The following is an 18259-nucleotide window of genomic DNA, read 5'->3' on the forward strand; positions in this document are numbered from 1 at the left end:
CACGCTCATGCCGACGTCTGCCTGCCTGATGGACCCGATGATCTGTTCGTCCGTGTACCTGCTCTCGTGGAGGCTACGGCGACCAAAATGAAGCCTGTGTGCGGCCCACGGAGCAACGGCATCGCCGAGAGCTTCGTGAATACGGGGGGCAAAGCGGGGCGACTGGCATTGGCTCGCGGCTCGCTGGCACGGCACCGGGCTGGTCATGTCTTGCGAAATGCAAACATCGAGGTTTCGTAGGGGAGGCGGACTGAGGGCTTCCCCCTCAGTTCAGGAGTCCGTTCGATCAGCGCACGCACCTGGCGCTCCACTCGTGCGCGTTGTTGAGATGGCAACGCAGCGATGAAGCTGATGGAAAGGGTGCGATTTACGATGACTTGCTCTGCGGATCCGATGTGTTCGTTGTGCGCATGCTGTTCTCCGATTCGTCCCTGCCGTTCCAGATCGATCCCGGCACCCCGCCCGGCACGAGAACCCGGTGCATTTCCTCCAGGGCGGCAGCGGTGGCGAACCCATGGAATGCCTGCGCACAGACAACGGCGTTCACCGAGCGGTCTGGCAGAGGAATGGCCTCTGCGGATCCCTCGAGTGCGAGCACGTCGGGAAACGCTTCTTTGAGTTCGCGACGCATGGCCTCGATGGGTTCCACTGCGATGATTTTCCCGCGGCATTCAAATTCAAGAAGGCAGGGAATGAACTTGCCCGTTCCCGCTCCGACTTCCAAGGTCGTGCGGCCCGGCTCCACGCCCACCGTGTCCCTGAGCCAGGCCACGGCTTCGCCAGGGTAGCCAGGGCGACCGCCAGCGTAGATCTTTGCTGCTGATTCATATCCAGTGGCGGAGTTGTGAACAGACATAAATCGTCCCTGTGAATACAGGACCGGTGCTCGTCGGCGGAATCGCCGCGGTCTTTGGACAGAAAGCCGAGTCCGAGCATGCCTGCCCGCGCATTCGACACACTGTGGGCGTGCCGTGCGGCTACGGTGTCCGCTTGAGCGATGCCTCGTGTGCGCGCACGGCTCTTCGAAAGCGGATGCTCATGGTGATTCGGAGAAGCAGCGCGATGGCTTGGAGGGTGGGAGGGCTGTACTTTGCTTGCGTATTGACCAGATGGTGTCGGCAGGGCCGTTCGTGAGCCGGTATCTTGTGACAATCGCCATGCTTGCAAAGCACATCGCGCCTGCCAGGGCGGTCACATCGACGCCTATCGTTGCCGCGCTGCCATGGGCCCACAGGCCTGGCGACGGAAGAAGCAGCGCCGCCAGCGTAGTCAACGGAATCGCGAGCGTTGCGACCGCGCACAGCCAGAGCAGATGCACCGCCGAACGCGCGGCGCCTGAGGCGAAGGCCCAGGCGACCGCGCCGAAGAAGACGGCGTAGTAAATCAGGGCATGCCAATGACCGAGATCGGCCACGTGGCCGTACAGCCACTTGGCGGCGACGACGGTGGCCGATATGCCCGCGACGCAACCCAGGCAGGCCCCTACCGTGGCACTGCCTAGCAGTCGGGAGGCAAGTGGTTGCTCGACTTCGCCGATCTCGCGGGCTCTCTTGCGCCGGCTCTCGATCCACAGCAGGTTGCCCGAATAGAAAAGCCAGGCGCCGGACAACCCAAGGAGGAAGTAAGTCCATTTGATCGTTGTTCCACCATATTCCCCGGTATGCAGGGCGAGGATCGTTGTTCCGACCCGCCGATCGAGATCTTGGACCGATGCACGGTTATCTCTGATGAGCGCGCCAGTGACGGCGCTGAGGATGACGCCTCCGAAGATGGTGTCCCCGACGTAGCCGCGATCGGCTCCGGCGAATTTGACGGCAGCGGCCTTGTCTCCGAAGTTCGTGAAGGTCATGAGTTTGGGCTCAAAGCCGGGCGCCAGAGCGTTCAGGTGCTGGAGCAGTTGCGCGGGCGGCATCATGACGCCCGCCTCGCCGGCGGGCTCCGGTGTCAGCCATCGTTGGAAATCGCGTTTCATCAGGATTTGCTGCTTGCCGCCGAAGATCACGCTCTCCTGGGCGGACCAGAGTGGTCCGCCGAACCCCCACGCCGTGGCAGTGACGGCGATCACGAGGTGGAAAGGCAGCGCTGTTATTCCGACGATGTTGTGCGCGTCCAACCACATTCGCTTGAGGTTGCGGCCGACGCGCAGTGCCAGGAAGTCTTTGGCGAGAGACGGCATCAGTACGATCACCCCTGCGATCAGCGCCACGCCGTAAAGCAGTGAGATCATGCCCATAAGGTGCGATCCCCAAGGCTCTGGAATCCCGACGCGCATGTGGATGTTGTTGATGAACTCCGCCAGTTCAGACGGCTCCTCGGGCTTTGCCAGCAGCGTGCCGTCGGGCTCCAGCGTTGCCCACCAGTGCACGTGACCGTGCGGCTGGCCTTCTTCATGTGGCGCGTCCTCTTTCCAGGTCACCCGCGCGGGCTCGTTCTCGTGCCCGCGCAAGTGCAGCGTCATGCCTTCCTCCCGCACTTCAGGATGGGCGGCGGCCACCAGTTCCAAAAGGCGGGGGGCATCGTCCAGGGAAACCGCGGCCACCCCTGCGGCGGGCGGCGAGGCCCAGCGAGCAATCGGCTCCTGGAACATGGTGAGCGCACCCGCATAGAAGGCAATGAACAGCGCGAAGCCGCAGATGATGCCGATCCAGGTATGGACGGTCTTGTAGAGTTTGACGATGTCGGCGCGGATCATGATGCCTTCACGCGAAGAAATGGAAACGACACGCGAACAGCGCCGCGAAGGCGAGCAGGTTGGCCGTTCCGAGCCAGCCCCAAGCGGCAGCCCCGCTGCGAAATAGGAAGCAGAAGCCGAACACGGCGATCCAGACGAAGGCTTCGAGGTGGCGCATCAGCGAGTAACGACCACCTGGAGCCTCTATGCCACCTGGGCCTAGATAGGCGTAGAGGCCGACCAGCGAGAGCGCCAAGCCCAGACCGAGGATGGCGCCGGCGCTGGCTTTGCCCCACCAGTCGGGACGAATAGCTTTAGCCACGCCAGCTCCTCCGCCAGACGCCGCGAATCGCGGCGGTGTAGGGGAAGGCCAACAGACAGACCATTGCCACATGCAGCGTCACGAATAGGCCGGACAGCGGGCGTAGCGCGACGATCCACAGCGACAGGCCGGTGGCCAGCAGCAGGCAAGCGGCAGCCAGGAGCAGCCGAATGGACAGCACGCGCTCAAGCCATTTCTGGTTGGGACTGGCCAGGTAGAGGCAGGCGGAACCCAAGGCTGTGGACACGATGGCGGAAAGGACAAGCATTGCTCGGGCAACTCCCTGCTATCAGCAAAATGGCGCCATCGCTTGTCGGCATGCGCTGGCGCCTGCTTTGATCAGAAATCGATGGCAGCCGACAGGCGGAAAGTACGCGGCGCGCCCAGGACCACGGAGCCGGAGAGAGCGGCGCCGACGCCTTGCCAGTAGTTCTTGTTGAACAGGTTTTCGACGTTGGCGCGGAATACGACTCCCTTGCCGCCCAGCCGGGCCGCATAGCGCGCTCCCACATCAAACACCGTCCATGACGGAATCTTCAACACATTGGCGTTGTCGACGTACTGGGCGCTGGTGTAAGTCACTCGGCCATTGAGCGCGAGGCCAAGCAAGCCTGGCACGTCCCAGTCAGTGCCTAACTTGACGGTCCAGCGCGGGGCGCCGGGCGCCTGGTTGCCGGCGTTCAGCCCGCCCTGCGTTCTGGTCTGCTTGCCCTGCAGATAGGTCACCCCACCGAGCGCGCGCAGGCCGCGCGTCAACTCGCCGAAGGTCGCCCATTCGATGCCGCGATTGCGCTGCTCCCCGTCCAGGCGCGCCGTGGGTGGCGTGGTGCTGTTGTCGGCAATCACGCTCGGCCTGGCGATCTGGAACAAGCTGATCGTGTTGGTGTAGCTGCCCGTTTGCAGCTTCGCACCGATCTCGCTTTGCTTCGTCTTGTAGGGAGGAAAGACTTCGCTCGCGTTTGCGAAAGCCGGGCCTACGACCGTGCCCGCAGACAGCCCCTCGATGTGGTTGGCGTAGAGCGAAAGAGTGCCGGTCGGCTTGAGCACCAGTCCAACCATGGGCGACCAGACGCCTTCGTCGTAGGCGGAACTCACGACGCCTTTAGCAAAGGCCGTGTCCTTCACATTCTGCCGCCGCACGCCCATCGTCAGCAGCACGCGGTCGTCCATGAAGCCGAGCGTGTCGGCTAGTGCGACTCCGCTGAGTGTTCTTTCATCGCTCTTTGGTAGAGGGTTCGGCGTGGTCTGCCAAGACACGATGGGCGCGGGCATATAGATGTTGGACGGCCGAGCAACGCCGAAATTCCTGTAGGAGTACTCGTCCTGCTTTAGATACGAGGCACTCAGGGACACCGCATGACTGACCTCACCGGTCTGGAAGCGGCCCCGCAGGCCCGCCTGGGCAGTTTTGCTCTTGAGGTCCGATGGCCAGGCCGTGATGCTCAGGCTTCCTGCGCCATTGGCTTGAGTCGTCATGTTTCCCGACCACATCGCCGGGATGTCGTCGTGCGACACACCCAGCTTGGCGTAGGCAGTCCAACGGTCGTTGAAGTCGTATTCGCCGCCAAGGATGAGCGCGCTGGTCGTTGATTTGCTCTCACGGGCATTCGGAAGCATGTTGGTGCTGCCGTCGGGGGCATCAGGCAGCGAAGTCAGGCCGGAGGCGGCGTAGGCGATCAGTGGTCCCCCGCCATGCATTTTTTGCTGAAAGCGATAGCTGTCCAGCGTCAGGCGCACCCGGTCGCCGCGATAGTCCAGTGCGAGGGCACCGGCGTAGCTCTCTCTCTTCTGATCGTCGATATAGCCCTCGCCGTTCTTGTAGCTGCCGTTGAAGCGCACGCCCCATTCGCCATTGGCGCCAAAGCGGCGGCCGGCGTCCAGGTGGCTCGTCCACAAGGCATCCGACTCCATGCCCAGCGTCAGGCGCGTCAAGGGGTTGTCGCGTGCCCGCTTGGGAACCAGGTTGACGGTGCCGCCCACAGTGCCGGCGGGCGACATGCCGTTGAGCAGCGCGTTCGGGCCTTTGAGCACTTCCACCCTCTCGATGAACTCGGCGGGAAAAGCACCCCACCACGGCATCATCCCGGACACGCCGTCATACGTGGATGAATTGGTATTGGCGGTGAATCCTCGAACAATGAAATTTCCTGGATTCGAGATGGCCGATGACTGGGAAATAGTGACCGAAGGGTCGTTCTTCAGAACATCCGCGAGCGTGGCGGCCTGCTGGTTGTCGATCAGCTCGGAGGTGTAGTTGGTGGTGTTGAAGGGCGCATCCATCACGTCCACGTTGCCCAGGATGCCAAGCCGCCCACCGCGTGCGACTTGCCCGCCGGCATACGCTTCGGGCAGGCCGTCGCCGCGTTCGGCCTTGCCCGTCACCGTCACGGGCGCCAGCGTCGCCAGGCCGCCATCGAAGGGCGGAGCCGCCTTGATGACGACGGCACTGGCTTCCCATGCGGCGATCAATCCGCTGCCGGAGAGCAGGCGGTTCAGCGCCTGGTTCGGGGTCAGCGTGCCTGAGACGGCCGGGGCGGTCTTGCCTGTCACCAAGCCTTGCGGTGCGATGAGCTGGATGCGGGTCTGTCGCGCCCAGCCATTGAGCGCGTCTGCGAGCGGCTGGGGCGGGATGCTGATCGGCACCGGCGCATCGGGCTGCGCAGCACCCTGCGCACCAACGGCGCTAGCCCCCAATGCAAAGGCAATGGCCAAGGCAAGGGGGGCCGGCCGAAAGTTCTGGCGACTCATGAAGGTCCTCTTGGTAGTGAATGCGAATGCTTCCTACTAATGAAGACGCGCGAGTTGCCAGAAATACGGTAATGAATTTCAGATTTTTTTGTCCGCCCGCGTGCCCTTAACGTGCGGGCACTATTTCAGTGACGCCTTCCGCGTCCCGCAGCTGCACCGGCAGGGCATTCGGCAGCACGCGTCGCAGTGTCATCGCGTCGCGCGGGTCGAAGGTGCCCGACAGGCGCAGAGCGGCGATGGCGGGGTCGCGCACCGCGAGACCCGTGTCGCCGTAGCGCTCCAGTTCGGCCAGGGCCTGTACCAGCGGGGTATTCACGAAGCTGACGCGGTTGTCACGCCAGGGCGCGATACCGTCGCCAGGCACTGCCCCCACGGTGCCCAGGGCACCCATGGAATCCACCTCGATTTGCTGGCCGGCGGTGAGGTCCACCGTAGCGGGCAGGCCGGCTGACGCGCCATCCCTGCGGGCCACCAGCACCTGGCCTCGCTCCACGGCCACCTGCACCCCTTGACTGCCCGGCAGGCGGGGCGTATGTCGCACTGAGAACTTGGTTCCAACCACGGTAACGTCCACCGGGCCGGCCAGCACGTGGAATGGGCGTTCGGTATCGGCCTGCACGCTGAACACGACTTGGCCATCCTGGAGCCTCACTTCGCGCCGCATGCGGTAGTAGGTGACCTCCAGCCGGGTGGCGGTGTCCAAACGCAGGCGGCTGCCGTCGGGCAACGCCACCTCGGTCTGCTGGCCGCGCTGGGTGGAGAAGGCCTGGGCGAACACGGGCTGGGCCTGCAAGTGGTTCCAGGCCACCAGCCCGGCGCCGCCAACAAGGATTGCGAGGGACGCCACAGCCAGAGCGGGCGCGAAGACGCTGCGGCGGGAGACGCCTTGCGGAGCCACCCCCCCATGGGCACGGTTTTGCCGGGCGTCCTCCTCCCGTACCTTGTCGCGCTCGAGGTTGCGGCGCAATTGAGCCACATCGGCGGCGGAAATTCCGTCGAAGGCCCTCCAGTGCGATTCCCACTGCGCATAGCGCTGGCGGTGGATGGCATCGGCGTCCAGCCACGCCTGGAACTCGGTTTCGTCCCGGGCGCTCCAGCCGTCGCGCTGGCGACGGATGAACCAGTCAAGCACGTCCTGGCGCAAGCCAGAGGCGTCTTCTGGTGGTGGTGGCCGAGGAATCATGGAAAAAGCTTCTCTTCTTATGTAGACGCACCAACGGCGTCAAATACGGTATCTGAACGGGGGCCGCGCAAGAAATTTTCCTGGCTTCATGGATCGGAGCGCTTTTTCCGGCCCCGGACCGGCGAGGGCTGCGCGCCGCTGCCTTCGTGTTCGTCAAGGCGGCGCCAGCAGGCCTGCATGGCGATCTTCAACTGCATTTCGACAGTACGGGGGGAGATACCCATCCGCTCGGCGATCTCGGCGTAGGACAGGCCGTCGAACTTGTAGAGGATGAAGGCTTCGCGACAGCGCGGAGGGAGCTTGTCGATGACGGCAATGACGGCCGCCAAGTTCTCGCGCGTGGACAAGATGGCATCGGGCTGCTGGGACGGCGGGCCGGGCAGGTCGTCGAGGCCTGCTTCCTGGTCGTCCAGAGAGGCGGCCATGCCCGAGTCGACCCGTACGTCCGCGCGGCGGTGCTGATCGATCATGAGATTGCGGGCCGTGCGATACAGCAGCGCGCGCGGGTCATGTACGGGCTGGCCTGACTGCTGCACCGCCAGTACGCGGGCGTAGCTTTCCTGCGTCAGATCAGCCGCGGTGTCGCGGTCTTTCACGGCGCGAGAAAGAAAACCCAGCAGTTCTCGGTAGTAGCGCTCAAGCACGGATTGGCCTTGCCAGAAGGAAACGACGTATTCCCCTCAGCAGATGGGCGTCGGACTGTGGCGGCGGCTGAGCTTTGGCGCGCGGCTAGATGGGAACTCTTCGCATTATCCCCGATCTGGCTGAACACGTTCTGAGGAGGCGAAGAGCAGGGTGTTCCAGGGCACTTTCGAGCGCGCTAAGCCTTTAACGATGCGGGTTCCAGGGCTTGTTGACGATCGAGCAGGAGGAATTTTCGATCACAAGCTTCGATGCGCGACCTGCGATCCGACCTCATTCCCATCCACCACCCAGCGCCATGAACACGGCCACCTGCTCCTGCGCCACCCGGGCCTGCGCGGCTGCGAGGCTGGCTTCCGCCGTGGCCAGCGAACGCTGGGCGTCCAGCGTATCGAGGTACGCGCTGCGGCCGCCCACGTAGAGGCGCTGCGCCTGCTGCGCCACCTGGGCGCTATCGTCCCGGGCGCGCGTCAGGGCCTCCACGCTGACCAGTTCCTGCCGGTAGGCCGACAGCGCGGTTTCCGTTTCGCGCAGTGCCTGCAGCACGGTGCCGTCGAAGCTCGCGAGGGCCATGCGGGCGGAGGCCTCGGCACCGGCGATGCGGGCGCGGGCGGCACCCGTGTTGGGCAGGCTCCAGCGGATCAGGGGCCCGATGTTCCAGGAGAACGTGTCCCGGCCCAGGAAGTCGGAGGCCGGCCCGGCCGAGCTGGCCGACAGGCCCAGCGACACCTTGGGATAGAGCTGGGCGGTGGCCACGCCGATGCGGGCCGTGGCGGCGGCCAGTTGCCGCTCGCTGCGCCGGAGGTCGGGCCGCCTGCGCAGCAGCGCGGCCCCGTCGCCCACCGGCAGCGCGCCGGCCACCTGCGGCACGGTGGCGCACTGCTGCACCTCGGCCGGCAGCGCACCCGGCGTGCGGCCCAGCCAGGCCGCCAGCTGGTACAGCGCTGCCTGGCGCTGCGCCCGCAGTGCGGGGGGCGATGCTTCCAACTGGGCGAGCAGCGAGCGCGAGCGTGCCAGGTCGGTGGCGCCGGCGCGGCCCGCGTCATGCAGCCGCTGCACCACGCCCAGTTGCTCCTTCTGCAGGGCGACGGAGGATTCGGCCACCTTCAATTGCCGGCCCGTGCCGCAGGCGATGGCATAGGCGCGTGCGGTGCCCGCCGCCACGTTCACGCGGGCCAGGTCGACCGCGGCAGCCGCCGCCGCGGAGTCGGCCTGCGCCGCTTCGGCCGCGCGCCGCAGTTCGCCCACCACATCGACCTGGTAGGAAAGGCCCGCGTCCACGCTGTACGCGAACTGGTTGGACGGGCTGACGCCGGGTGCCAGTTCCGACAGGCCCGAGACGTGGCCGTAGCCCGGACCGCCGGACAACGACAGTTGCGGCTGTTCGGCGGCACGCACCTGGGCCAGTGCCGCCTGCTGCAGTTCCAGGTTGGCGGCGGCGACGCGCAGATCGGTGTTGTGCGCCAGCGCCTCCTGCACCAGGGCATCGAGCGCCGGGTCGCGGAACAGGTGCCACCAGCGCGGCGGCAGGGGCTCTGCGGAGACGGCGGCATCGGCGCCGGCCGCCTGCGCCTCCTGGAAGGGCCGGGCCGCGGCCGGATCGCGCACGGCCGCCTCGGCCGGTACATGGTAGTCGGGCCCGACGGACATGCTGCTGCAGCCGGCCAGGAGCAGGGTAGCGAACAGGGGCGCGGCCCGCCGGGCGAGTCCGGCAGCACGGGAGAGGGCGGGGCGGCGTGTCATGTCCGGCCTTCCCGGGCCACCACTTCGACCAGCACGGTCTGGCCGGACACGAGGCCGGCTGCGTCCGGCTGTGCATCCAGTTGCACCCGCACCGGCACCCGCTGCGCCAGGCGGACCCAGTTGAAGGTGGGGCTGACGCTGGGCAGCAGGTTGGCGCCGGTGGAGCGGTCGCGATCGGCGATGCCGGCGGCGATGCTCTGTACCGTGCCGGCCAGCGGCACCCGGCTGCCCATGGGCGTCACCCGCACGGCATCGCCAGGATGGATGCGGGCGAGCTTGGTCTCCTCGAAATAGCCTTCGACGTAGAAGGAGCCGCGATCGACGATCGCCATGGCGCCGCGGCCGGCGGCGGCGTAGGCGCCCGCGCGCAGGTCCAGGTTGGTGACCCAGCCGTCCACCGGTGCGCGCACCGTGGCGCGCTGCAGGTTGAGTTCGGCCGTGCGCAGATCGACCTCGGCCCGGGCCAGCGCGGCGGCGGCGGCTTCCACCCGGGCCCGTGTCTGTTCGCGCGCCTCGCGCGGCACCAGGTCCGACAGGCTGTCGTTGCGGGCGTCCTCGCGGCGCGCCTGCGCCAGCGTGGCCCGGGCCGACTGCACTCCGGCGCGCGCCTGCTGCACGGCGAGCGAGAAGCGCGCCGGGTCGATCTCGAACAGCACCTGGCCCGCCTTGACGGCCTGGTTGTCCTGCACCTGCACGGCATGCACCAGGCCCGAGACGTCGGGCGCCACCTGCACGACGTTGGCGCGCACGCGGCCGTCGCGGGTCCAGGGCGCGAGTTCGTAGTGGTCCCACAGGCGCAGGGCGGCCCAGGCGGCCAGGGCCACCATGCCCAGCGTCAGCAGTACCCGGGCCAGTTGCGCCGCGAAGGCGCGGGCTCGCGTCGCGATCGTTTGGGTCGTTGTCGAAGTCATGAGAAGAATCCTCCCGGTGCGGTGAGCCGGGTGAGCAGGAACAGGATCAGCACATAGAGCGCCGTGTCGAACAGGGGCGCATGCCATACCCAGCGGTAGAGACCCAGGCTGCCCAGCAGCCGGCGCGCGCCCCAGCACAGGGGCCAGGCCAGCACGGCCAGCAGCAGCAGCCAGGGCACGTACACGCCATAGAACGTGGCTTCGCCGGTCATGCCAGGGCCTCCTGCGCGGGATGGGGGGCGGCCGGCCAGGGCCGCGAGGGAAACAGGTTGCGGCGCAGGCCGACCAGGGCGGCGAGCACGCGGCGGCGCTCGTCGTCGGTGCCGGTGCCCGCGCCACTGGCCGGGGAGGCCTGCGGGGCAGGCGCCGGCGGCAGCAGTGCCTGCACTGCCTCGTCGATGCGCTCCGCGAGCAGCGGTTGCGCCTGTGCGGCCTGCTCGGTGGTGGAGCTTGCCGGATGTTCGCGGAACAGGCGTGCCACCTGGGCCAGGATGTCCGGCCCGAGGCGGCCCGGCAGCAGCGCTGCATGGCGGTGCAGCGCGTGGAGGTCGGTGCCGATGCGCAGGTCCACCAGCGCGTCGTCGGCATTCACGCCCGCCACCGTGCCGCCGGCCTGGGCGATGCGCGGTGCCAGCAGCCCGATGCGATCGAGCACGCGGGCCGCGTGCAGGCGGGCCTGGGCGGCGTCGGCTTGGCGCGGCAGCGCTCCCAGTTCGCGCCAGGTGCGGCGCTGGATGCGGCGGGCGCTCCACTCGGCGCTCACCGACCGCATCAGCGCCGTGACCACCGCGGCCGCCGCCCCGCCCAGCACCTGGCCGACCGAGCTGTTGACGAAGCTGGCGAAGTCCGCCTGGCCGGTGTCGTGCAGCGAGAGCGTGCCGATCACGCCTGACAGCAGCAGCCCCATGGCCATCAGCGTGTTGGCGGGCCGCGCCATATAGGCGCCCAGCACCAGGAAGACCGGCGCGCAGACCACGGCCAGCGTGGGCAGGTCCACCACCAGCGGCATCAGCACCAGCACATAGAGCGCGCCCAGGGGCAGCGACAGCAGCAGCGCCTTCAGGAAGGAGTAGATGGCCGGCACGGGATCGTCCATGCCGGCGAAGAAGGAGCAGAAGACCGCCGCCATCATGGGCATGGCCGCGCCGCCTGACCAGCCGCTGAGGATCCAGAAGGCCGAGCACAGGCAGATCGCCAGCGCCGCCGCCACCGCCGACCAGGCGGCCATCCCCACGTCGCTATGCAGAACGTTGCGCGCGGCGGGCACTGCGGTCCGGTGGCCGGGCGGCGTCAGCGGCTGCGGGCGGCCGGCCAGGCCGGCGTCGATGCGTTCCCGCAGCTGCACGCAGGCGGCCCAGGCGTCGATCAGCTCTTCCAGGCGCACGGCCAGGCCCGTGCGCAGCGCAAGGATCCAGCCGTCCGCGGGCTGCGGTGCGCAATCCGCCAGCGCACGGGCTGCCATGCGCAGTTCGGCCGCGTCCTCGGCGGCCAGCGGCATGCCGGGCCGGCCCGGCCCCGCCCGGCCGCTGTCGGCCAGCCGGGCCAGCACCCGGCCCACAGTGCGTTCCACGTCTGCCGGCAGGCGGCCATCGGCATCGCGCAGGGCGCGCAGCCGGTCGTCCACGGCCGAGGCGAAGGGTGTGAGCGCCGCGACTTCATGCTGCAGCGCGCGGATGGCTTCCGCCGTCCACTTCAGGTGGCTGGTGTCGAAGGGTACGTGCGTTGCCATCACGCGCAGTTGGGAGATGTCGCCCGCCAGCTTGCGCCGGGCGGCCTGCTGCGCCGGCGCGGCGGACCGGCCGTCGTCGGAGGGAGCGGGCGGCTGCAGCATGGCGCGCAGCCACGCACCGGCATCGGCCCATGTGCGGTCCATCATGCCGACCAGCGTCGGGACCATGCTCGCCGGCCACACCAGGCTGTGCACCAGCCCGGCGCAGACGATGCCGATGCCGATCTCCTGCACGCGGGCCGAGGCCGTCTCGAAGATGCCGGTGGGTGCATTCACGGCCGGAAACCCGATCAGCGCCGCCGAGTAGCCGGCCAGCATGAACAGGTAGGAGCGCGGCGTGCGGTCCAGCAGCGAGACGAACAGGCACAGCGCTACCCACAGGGCCAGCGCCAGCGTGAGCAGCTCGGGCGCATCGACCATCGCCGGCACCATCAGCAGCGTGGCGGCGCAGCCCAGCAGCGTGCCGCCCAGGCGGAATGCGGCCTTGGACCGCACGGCGCCGGCCAGCGGGTTGGCCACGATGTAGGTGGTCATCAGCGCCCAGAAGGGCCGCGGCAGGCCGGCCCAGCTCGCAACCGCCATGGCCAGCATGGCGGCGGCGAAGCATTTCGCGGAAAAGAGCATCTCGGCCGGGCTGAAGCGCGGCAGCAGGCGGGGCATTTGCATGTCAGCCTTCCGTGGCAGCTCCGCCGCGGTCGGCCTTGCCCAGGCGCGTCCAGAGCGTTCCGAAGACGCGCAGGCAGGCGCGCACGTCCTCCGCCGGGATGTCCTGGAACAGCTCGGTGCGCAGGCCGTTCAGGGCTTCCTCGATGCGGGCGAGGATCGCTTTGCCGGCCTCGGTCAGGTGCAGGGTGCGCGCGCGGCGGTCGGCCGGGTCTTCCCGGCGTTCGACCAGGCCGGCGGCGACCAGCTGGTCCAGCGTGCGGATCAGCGTCGGCCCTTCGATGCCGAGCAGGTCGGCGATCACGCCCTGGCGGGTGCCGTCGCCATGCCGGCCGATGGTCAGCACGGCCCAGCCGGCCGCCTGCGACACGCCCAGGGGCGCGACCGCCCGGTCGGCCGCAGCGCGGTAGGCGCGCTGCAACAGGCCGAGCGAAAAGGTGAGGTGTCGCAGTTCCGCCGGATCGGCAGGGGCGGTGTGTGGGGCATCGGACATGGCAAAAGTTTAGATAGCTAGCTATCTTTTTGCCGTGAACTGCAGGCTTAACCCTCCGTCTGTCCCGGGATTTGCCGGTGCCTGCGGGCCTCTGCGCTGCAGCCGCTCCTGGCAGGTTCCTGCCTTTGGAACGCATCGTCATGTCCGGGCCGTTCGGTGTCGCTCGCCGCGGTGCTCCGGAAACACCCGCGCGCACAGGAAATCGACCAGCGCCCGGACCTTGGGCGAGGGGTGCTTGCTCGCAGGCCACAGCACGTGGAAAACTCCGCTGCGCTCCACATGCTCCGCCAGGACCGGCGTGAGCCGGCCGTCGGCCAACGGCTCCCGGACGGCGAAGTCCGGCAGGTAGGCGATCCCCAGCCCTTGCAGTGCAAAACAGACGCGGGTCTCGATGTTGTTGCAGATCATCGAGGTGGGCAACTGAACCTCGGGCTCGCCGGGCGTTTGCCGCAGTGCCCAGGTCTCCAGCTTGCCGCTGTTGGGAAAGCGGTAGTGCAGGCAGGCATGCTGGCGCAGATCGGCAGGCGTTGCGGGTGTACCGCGGCGCGCCAGGTAATCGGGCGATGCCACCAGACGCATCTGGAATGTGCCGAGACGGCGGGCCGACAGGCGCGAGTCGGCCGGCTCGCCCGTGCGCACCACGGCATCGAAGCCTTCCTCGACCACTTCGACCATCCGGTCGGTGAAGTCCAGGTCCAGCTCGATCTCGGGGTACTCGCGCATGAACTCGCCCAGTACCGGCAGCACCAGCGAGCTGACCAGCGGCAGGCTCACGCGCAGGCGTCCGCGTGGTGCGGCGGTGGCTTGCGACAGTTCCAGTTCTGCCGCTTCGATCTCGGCCAGGATGCGGCGGCTGCGCTCCAGGAACAGCGCGCCCTCCGCCGTGAGGGTGACACTGCGTGTGCTGCGGTGGAACAGGCGCACCCTTAGTTTTTCCTCCAGCCGCGCCACGCTCTTGCCGACGGCAGAGGCCGACACGCCCATCAGCCGGCCGGCAGCGACGAAGCTGCGCGTCTCGGCCACCTGCACGAAAACCGTGAAGCCATTCAGGCTGTCCATGCTCGGCGCTCCTGGTGATTGCGGACATTTCGTTCCGGATATCAAGGAACTGTAGCCTGCTTTTTCTCGAATCGATGTCTTCCTATCGTCGAGGCAATGTCCATCACCGAGGTATTTGCCATGACGAGTCACCCATTCCCCGCGCGCCAGGGGCGGGCCCCCGCGCGCCTTTCCGACCGTATCCAGGCGGTCGTGCAGCAGGCATTGGACGACCGGCGCCTGGTCGGGGCCGTCGTGCTGGTCGCGCGCGATGGTGAACCGGTCCACCAGCAGGCTGCGGGTCTTGCCGACCGAGAAAGCGCGCACGCCATGACCCTGGAGACGGTCTTCCGGCTGGCCTCGGTCAGCAAGCCCATCGTTTCCGCCGCTGCACTGGCGCTGGTGGCGAAGGGGCGGCTCGACCTGGATGCGGGCATCGAGCGCTGGCTGCCTGGGTTCCGGCCCCGGTTGGCCGATGGACGTGAGGCGCGCATCTCGGCCCGGCAATTGCTCAGCCATACGGCAGGGCTCGGCTACCGCTTCCTGGAGGCCGGCGAGGACGGTTCCTACGCGCGCGCAGGCGTCTCGGACGGCATGGACGCATCCGGCATCGGCCTGGCCGAGAACCTGCACCGTCTCTCCAGCGTGCCGCTGCTGTACGAACCGGGCACGGGCTGGGGATACTCATTGGCAACCGACGTGCTGGGCGCGCTGATCGAGCGCATCCACGGCACGCCGCTGGACGAGGCGGTGGGCCACCTGGTCACGGGGCCGCTGGGCATGGCCGATACCGGCTTCGTTGCCCGCGATGCACGGCGCGTGGCCACTGCCTACGTCAACGGCGCTCCGCAGCCCCACCGGCTGGCCGAAGGGGAGACCGTTGCGGTGTTCGACGGCACTGTCGGCATCGCCTACAGCCCGGCCCGCATTTTCGATGCGCAGGCTTTTCCGTCAGGAGGCGCCGGCATGGCGGGCACGGCCGGCGACTTCCTGCGCCTGCTCGAAACCCTGCGGCAGGGCGGCGGCACGCTGCTGCCCGGGGAACTGGTCGAGGAAATGGGACGCGACCAGACCGGCGGCCTCGAGCTGGCTGCCGCACCGGGCTTCGGCTTCGGCCTGGGCTTCTCGGTGCTGCGAGATCCTGGCCTGGCCGCGTCGCCGGAATCGGCAGGCACCTGGCGCTGGGGCGGCGCCTATGGCCACTCGTGGTTCGTGGACCGGGTGCAGGGCTTGAGCGTGGTCGCCTTCACCAACACGCTGTACGAAGGCATGTCCGGCCGTTTCGTCACCGACTTGCGCGATGCCGTGTATGGCGCGCAGGAGGTTCGGCCATGACAGCGATGCCCGCACGGATGGCCTCCATCGCGTTTCGTCGCGGTTCCACGCTGGCCGATCCTGACTGCCTGACCGATGTCGATGCCGAGCGCCCGGAGCCGGGACCGCATGACCTGCTGGTGGCAGTCCGCGCAGTCTCGGTCAATCCGGTGGACACGAAGATCCGCGCAGGCCTCGTGGATGCGCCGGATTCCGTTCGTTCCCTGGGGTGGGATGCCGCAGGGGTCGTCGAGGCGGTCGGTGACGCGGTCACGCTGTTCCAGCCGGGGCAGAAGGTGTACTACGCGGGCTCTTTCGACCGCAGCGGCAGCAATGATCTGCACGAACTGGCGGAACTGATCGCGCCGCAGGGCCGGCTGGCGATCATCGACGACCACGACACGCTGGATGCGGCGCCGTTCAAGGCAAAGAGCGTGTCGCTGCATTGGGAGATGGTGTTCACCCGTCCGCTCTACCGCACTCCGGACATGATCGCGCAGCATCGCATCCTCGATGAAGTGGCGGCGCTGGTGGACGCGGGCGTGCTGCGCTCGACGGTCAGCCGGGTACTGCATCCCCTGGACGCAGCACGCCTGATCGAAGCCCATCGGCTGGTGGAGCTCGGGGGCGTCGCGGGCAAGGTGGTCGTGGCCCGTTCCATGGACGACACGGCGCAGCCTGCGCTGCAGGAGGCACGATGAGCGCCGCATCCCGTGACCGCCTTCCGCTGGCTTCGCTGCTGGCACTGGCCATGTCGGCCTTCATCACCATCCTGACCGAAGCGCTGCCGGCCGGTCTGCTGTCGCAGATGGCGCAGGACCTGTCGGTGTCCGAGGCGTGGGCCGGCCAGACCGTCACCATCTATGCCATCGGCTCGCTGGTGGCAGCGATTCCGCTGACCGCCGCCACGCAGGGCGTGCGCCGCCGCCCATTGATGCTGGCGGCCATCGCGGGCTTCGTGGTCGCGAATGCCGTGACGACGTTGTCCGGCAGCTACGTGCTGACCATGGTGGCTCGCTTCATCGCGGGCGTGTCGGCCGGGCTGCTGTGGGCGCTTCTGGCGGGCCATGCAGCGCGCATGGTGCCGGAGCACCAGAAGGGCCGGGCCATCGCCGTTGCGATGGTGGGCACGCCACTGGCGCTGTCGCTGGGCGTGCCGGCTGGTACCTTCCTGGGCAGCCTGGCGGGCTGGCGGACGTGCTTCGGCATCATGAGCGCATTGGCGCTGGTACTCATGGCGTGGGTGCGCGTGCAGGTGCCGGACTTCGCCGGACAGACGGCGGGCGAGCGGGCATCGTTGCGGCAGGTGTTCACGCTGCCGGGCGTGGCTCCGGTGCTGTTCTTGGTGCTCGCCTTCGTGCTGGCCCACAACATCCTCTATACCTACATCGCACCGTTCCTGGCGGCGGCGGACATGGCCGAGCGAACGGATCTGGTGCTGCTGGTATTCGGTGCCACGTCGCTGATGGGCATCTGGATCGTCGGCATGCTGATCGATCGCCATCTGCGCGCGCTGACGCTCGCCAGCACGGTGGTGTTCGGACTCGCTGCGCTGGCACTCGGTGTGGCGGGCGACTCGCCCGGCGTGGTGTATGCAGCGGTGGCCGGCTGGGGGCTGGCCTTCGGAGGCGCGGCGACACTGTTCCAGACGGCGCTGGTCCGGACGGCAGGAGATGCGGCGGACATGGCCCAGTCCATGCTGGTCACCGCATGGAACACGGCCATTGCCGGCGGTGGCATCGTCGGAGGCTTGCTGCTCGAACGCTTCGGCGCCCGCGCGTTCGCGCCGGCTTTGGTGGTGTTGCTGGCGGCGGCGCTGGGAACTGCGTGGGCGACGAGGTTCACCGGTGGGGGGGCCGGGTGCACCGCGAGGCCGCGACCCGTCCGCCAGGACCTGCAGCAGGTCGCTGGCAAGAGAGGTCTCGGCAGCGCTCCGGGCCTTCAGCGAGATGACTCCTCGTTCGCTGACAGCAGTTCTGTCGCCATCTCGATGGCCTGCTCATGCGAAGACGCCAGAAGGAGGGGGTAGCCCCAGAATTTGGCAAAGACCACCGAGAAGGCCTTGAAGGCCAGACGCTTTGCCTGGTTGGGTTCGATCAGGATCATGGCCAGGACCAGCCTGCGCAGTGCGTCCTTGTGCTTTTTCATCCAGAGCGTGGTGCGTTTCCTGTCCCCGGGCGTGTGCTCATGGTCTTCCGAGGGAGCGGTATCGCTGAGGATCACGAAGGGCTCGCCGCGCTGCAGATTGGCCTCGAATTCGTCGAAGTCCTTCTGATTGTCGTGCCCGGGTTCCTGTGAAAGATTCATCCAGACCAGGGGAAAGTTCGAGCTATTCATGGACATGGCCCACTCCCTTACTTTTGAGATGGCGCCAGGTGGCCGCAATGGCGAACACACCGGGCAGGGTGATGAAGAACACTGCCGAGAAGGCAACATACCAACCGTCGCGCAACCCGTCGGAAACTCCCCCGAGCGTGTTCAGCACGACGAGCAGGCCGCCGAGGACGAGGGTGATCCACCGGGCCCTCCGGGTTCCGGCCAGCGCGAGAAGCACCGTGACGATCCAGCAACCATAGAAGGCGGGAAATATCCACAGCACGCCGGGCTCGAACGTGATCGCCGGTGTCGCTCCGTGGGCCCTCGCGAAGTCGTTGACGTAGAAGAACAACTGGAAGGCGACAAAAAGCACGGCACCCATGGCGGTCGTCAGCCAGGACAGGGCGACCTTGTCCGGGCGTTGCATGTCCAGGAGCGCGGCAGTGCGTGGCTGGGCGGGGGAATGGCGGGGCATAGAGGTTTTCT

18 protein-coding genes are annotated in these 18259 nt (G+C 67.7%); 3 read left to right on the plus strand and 15 right to left on the minus strand.

Going from position 1 to position 18259, the window contains the following annotated elements:
• Window positions 1–367 precede the first annotated feature (367 nt).
• From ACGHC0_RS09975 to ACGHC0_RS10035, 13 genes are all read right to left on the minus strand, one after another.
• A complete protein-coding gene (locus ACGHC0_RS09975) occupies window positions 368–856 on the minus strand; it encodes a class I SAM-dependent methyltransferase (RefSeq protein WP_368355071.1) in 489 nt (162 codons plus the stop codon).
• A 180-nt stretch (window positions 857–1036) separates the two neighbouring features.
• Complete coding sequence (locus ACGHC0_RS09980; protein WP_415268104.1) at window positions 1037–2692, minus strand: PepSY-associated TM helix domain-containing protein; 1656 nt, start codon at window positions 2690–2692, stop codon at window positions 1037–1039.
• Between the two features lie 7 nt (window positions 2693–2699).
• On the minus strand, window positions 2700–2993 hold the full coding sequence (locus ACGHC0_RS09985; RefSeq protein ID WP_368355073.1) for a hypothetical protein: 294 nt from the start codon (window positions 2991–2993) through the stop codon (window positions 2700–2702).
• Window positions 2986–3261: a hypothetical protein gene (locus tag ACGHC0_RS09990; protein ID WP_368355074.1), complete on the minus strand. Its 276-nt coding sequence runs from the start codon at window positions 3259–3261 to the stop codon at window positions 2986–2988. The genes ACGHC0_RS09985 and ACGHC0_RS09990 overlap by 8 nt, the downstream gene beginning before the upstream one ends.
• A 71-nt stretch (window positions 3262–3332) precedes the next feature.
• Window positions 3333–5741 carry a TonB-dependent siderophore receptor gene (locus ACGHC0_RS09995; protein WP_415268105.1) on the minus strand — a complete coding sequence of 803 codons (2409 nt, stop codon included), beginning with the start codon at window positions 5739–5741 and terminating at the stop codon, window positions 3333–3335.
• A gap of 106 nt (window positions 5742–5847) precedes the next feature.
• The gene (locus ACGHC0_RS10000) at window positions 5848–6873 is read right to left on the minus strand and encodes a FecR family protein (protein ID WP_415268106.1); all 1026 of its coding nucleotides are present in this window, start codon (window positions 6871–6873) and stop codon (window positions 5848–5850) included.
• Window positions 6874–7010: 137 nt separating this feature from the next.
• Window positions 7011–7568 (minus strand): RNA polymerase sigma factor, encoded by a 558-nt coding sequence (locus ACGHC0_RS10005; RefSeq protein WP_368355077.1) that lies wholly within the window; start codon window positions 7566–7568, stop codon window positions 7011–7013.
• 271 nt (window positions 7569–7839) lie between these two features.
• Window positions 7840–9309, minus strand: coding sequence for an efflux transporter outer membrane subunit (locus ACGHC0_RS10010; protein ID WP_415268107.1), 1470 nt, complete (start codon window positions 9307–9309; stop codon window positions 7840–7842).
• Window positions 9306–10220 carry an efflux RND transporter periplasmic adaptor subunit gene (locus tag ACGHC0_RS10015; RefSeq protein WP_415268108.1) on the minus strand — a complete coding sequence of 305 codons (915 nt, stop codon included), beginning with the start codon at window positions 10218–10220 and terminating at the stop codon, window positions 9306–9308. The genes ACGHC0_RS10010 and ACGHC0_RS10015 overlap by 4 nt, the downstream gene beginning before the upstream one ends.
• The gene (locus ACGHC0_RS10020; protein ID WP_415268109.1) at window positions 10217–10432 is read right to left on the minus strand and encodes a DUF1656 domain-containing protein; all 216 of its coding nucleotides are present in this window, start codon (window positions 10430–10432) and stop codon (window positions 10217–10219) included. Before ACGHC0_RS10020 ends, ACGHC0_RS10015 begins: the two co-directional genes overlap by 4 nt.
• Window positions 10429–12615: an FUSC family protein gene (locus ACGHC0_RS10025; RefSeq protein ID WP_415926606.1), complete on the minus strand. Its 2187-nt coding sequence runs from the start codon at window positions 12613–12615 to the stop codon at window positions 10429–10431. Before ACGHC0_RS10025 ends, ACGHC0_RS10020 begins: the two co-directional genes overlap by 4 nt.
• Before the next feature lies 1 nt (window position 12616).
• Entirely contained in the window at window positions 12617–13105 is a 489-nt protein-coding gene (locus tag ACGHC0_RS10030; protein WP_368355082.1) for a MarR family winged helix-turn-helix transcriptional regulator, read from the minus strand.
• Window positions 13106–13243: 138 nt separating this feature from the next.
• Window positions 13244–14164: a LysR family transcriptional regulator gene (locus ACGHC0_RS10035; RefSeq protein ID WP_415268110.1), complete on the minus strand. Its 921-nt coding sequence runs from the start codon at window positions 14162–14164 to the stop codon at window positions 13244–13246.
• A gap of 120 nt (window positions 14165–14284) precedes the next feature.
• On the opposite strand from ACGHC0_RS10035, the gene ACGHC0_RS10040 reads away from it, so the two are divergent.
• The 3 genes from ACGHC0_RS10040 to ACGHC0_RS10050 are packed head-to-tail and all read left to right on the plus strand — an operon-like array spanning window position 14285 to window position 17486.
• Window positions 14285–15478 (plus strand): serine hydrolase domain-containing protein, encoded by a 1194-nt coding sequence (locus ACGHC0_RS10040; protein ID WP_415268111.1) that lies wholly within the window; start codon window positions 14285–14287, stop codon window positions 15476–15478.
• A gap of 17 nt (window positions 15479–15495) precedes the next feature.
• The gene (locus tag ACGHC0_RS10045) at window positions 15496–16158 is read left to right on the plus strand and encodes an alcohol dehydrogenase catalytic domain-containing protein (RefSeq protein WP_415268401.1); all 663 of its coding nucleotides are present in this window, start codon (window positions 15496–15498) and stop codon (window positions 16156–16158) included.
• Window positions 16155–17486 (plus strand): MFS transporter, encoded by a 1332-nt coding sequence (locus tag ACGHC0_RS10050; RefSeq protein WP_415268112.1) that lies wholly within the window; start codon window positions 16155–16157, stop codon window positions 17484–17486. The genes ACGHC0_RS10045 and ACGHC0_RS10050 overlap by 4 nt, the downstream gene beginning before the upstream one ends.
• Here ACGHC0_RS10050 and ACGHC0_RS10055 read toward each other — a convergent pair.
• Both ACGHC0_RS10055 and ACGHC0_RS10060 read right to left on the minus strand, forming a co-directional pair.
• Window positions 17399–17800 (minus strand): hypothetical protein, encoded by a 402-nt coding sequence (locus ACGHC0_RS10055; RefSeq protein WP_415268113.1) that lies wholly within the window; start codon window positions 17798–17800, stop codon window positions 17399–17401. The two genes, ACGHC0_RS10050 and ACGHC0_RS10055, sit on opposite strands and share 88 nt — an antisense overlap.
• Window positions 17787–18248, minus strand: coding sequence for a hypothetical protein (locus ACGHC0_RS10060; RefSeq protein WP_368355087.1), 462 nt, complete (start codon window positions 18246–18248; stop codon window positions 17787–17789). The genes ACGHC0_RS10055 and ACGHC0_RS10060 overlap by 14 nt, the downstream gene beginning before the upstream one ends.
• Window positions 18249–18259: the final 11 nt, after the last annotated feature.

It is taken from the genome of Acidovorax sacchari (assembly GCF_042847045.1).
Classification (GTDB): domain Bacteria; phylum Pseudomonadota; class Gammaproteobacteria; order Burkholderiales; family Burkholderiaceae_C; genus Paracidovorax; species Paracidovorax sacchari.

Coding starts and splice junctions, on each gene's coding strand:
- ACGHC0_RS09975 (WP_368355071.1), bottom strand. CDS start 856: ATGTCTGTTCACAACTCCGCCACTGGATATGAATCAGCAGCAAAGATC.
- ACGHC0_RS09980 (WP_415268104.1), bottom strand. CDS start 2,692: ATGATCCGCGCCGACATCGTCAAACTCTACAAGACCGTCCATACCTGG.
- ACGHC0_RS09990 (WP_368355074.1), bottom strand. CDS start 3,261: ATGCTTGTCCTTTCCGCCATCGTGTCCACAGCCTTGGGTTCCGCCTGC.
- ACGHC0_RS09995 (WP_415268105.1), bottom strand. CDS start 5,741: ATGAGTCGCCAGAACTTTCGGCCGGCCCCCCTTGCCTTGGCCATTGCC.
- ACGHC0_RS10010 (WP_415268107.1), bottom strand. CDS start 9,309: ATGACACGCCGCCCCGCCCTCTCCCGTGCTGCCGGACTCGCCCGGCGG.
- ACGHC0_RS10015 (WP_415268108.1), bottom strand. CDS start 10,220: ATGACTTCGACAACGACCCAAACGATCGCGACGCGAGCCCGCGCCTTC.
- ACGHC0_RS10020 (WP_415268109.1), bottom strand. CDS start 10,432: ATGACCGGCGAAGCCACGTTCTATGGCGTGTACGTGCCCTGGCTGCTG.
- ACGHC0_RS10025 (WP_415926606.1), bottom strand. CDS start 12,615: ATGCAAATGCCCCGCCTGCTGCCGCGCTTCAGCCCGGCCGAGATGCTC.
- ACGHC0_RS10030 (WP_368355082.1), bottom strand. CDS start 13,105: ATGTCCGATGCCCCACACACCGCCCCTGCCGATCCGGCGGAACTGCGA.
- ACGHC0_RS10035 (WP_415268110.1), bottom strand. CDS start 14,164: ATGGACAGCCTGAATGGCTTCACGGTTTTCGTGCAGGTGGCCGAGACG.
- ACGHC0_RS10040 (WP_415268111.1), top strand. CDS start 14,285: ATGACGAGTCACCCATTCCCCGCGCGCCAGGGGCGGGCCCCCGCGCGC.
- ACGHC0_RS10045 (WP_415268401.1), top strand. CDS start 15,496: ATGGCCTCCATCGCGTTTCGTCGCGGTTCCACGCTGGCCGATCCTGAC.
- ACGHC0_RS10050 (WP_415268112.1), top strand. CDS start 16,155: ATGAGCGCCGCATCCCGTGACCGCCTTCCGCTGGCTTCGCTGCTGGCA.
- ACGHC0_RS10055 (WP_415268113.1), bottom strand. CDS start 17,800: ATGTCCATGAATAGCTCGAACTTTCCCCTGGTCTGGATGAATCTTTCA.
- ACGHC0_RS10060 (WP_368355087.1), bottom strand. CDS start 18,248: ATGCCCCGCCATTCCCCCGCCCAGCCACGCACTGCCGCGCTCCTGGAC.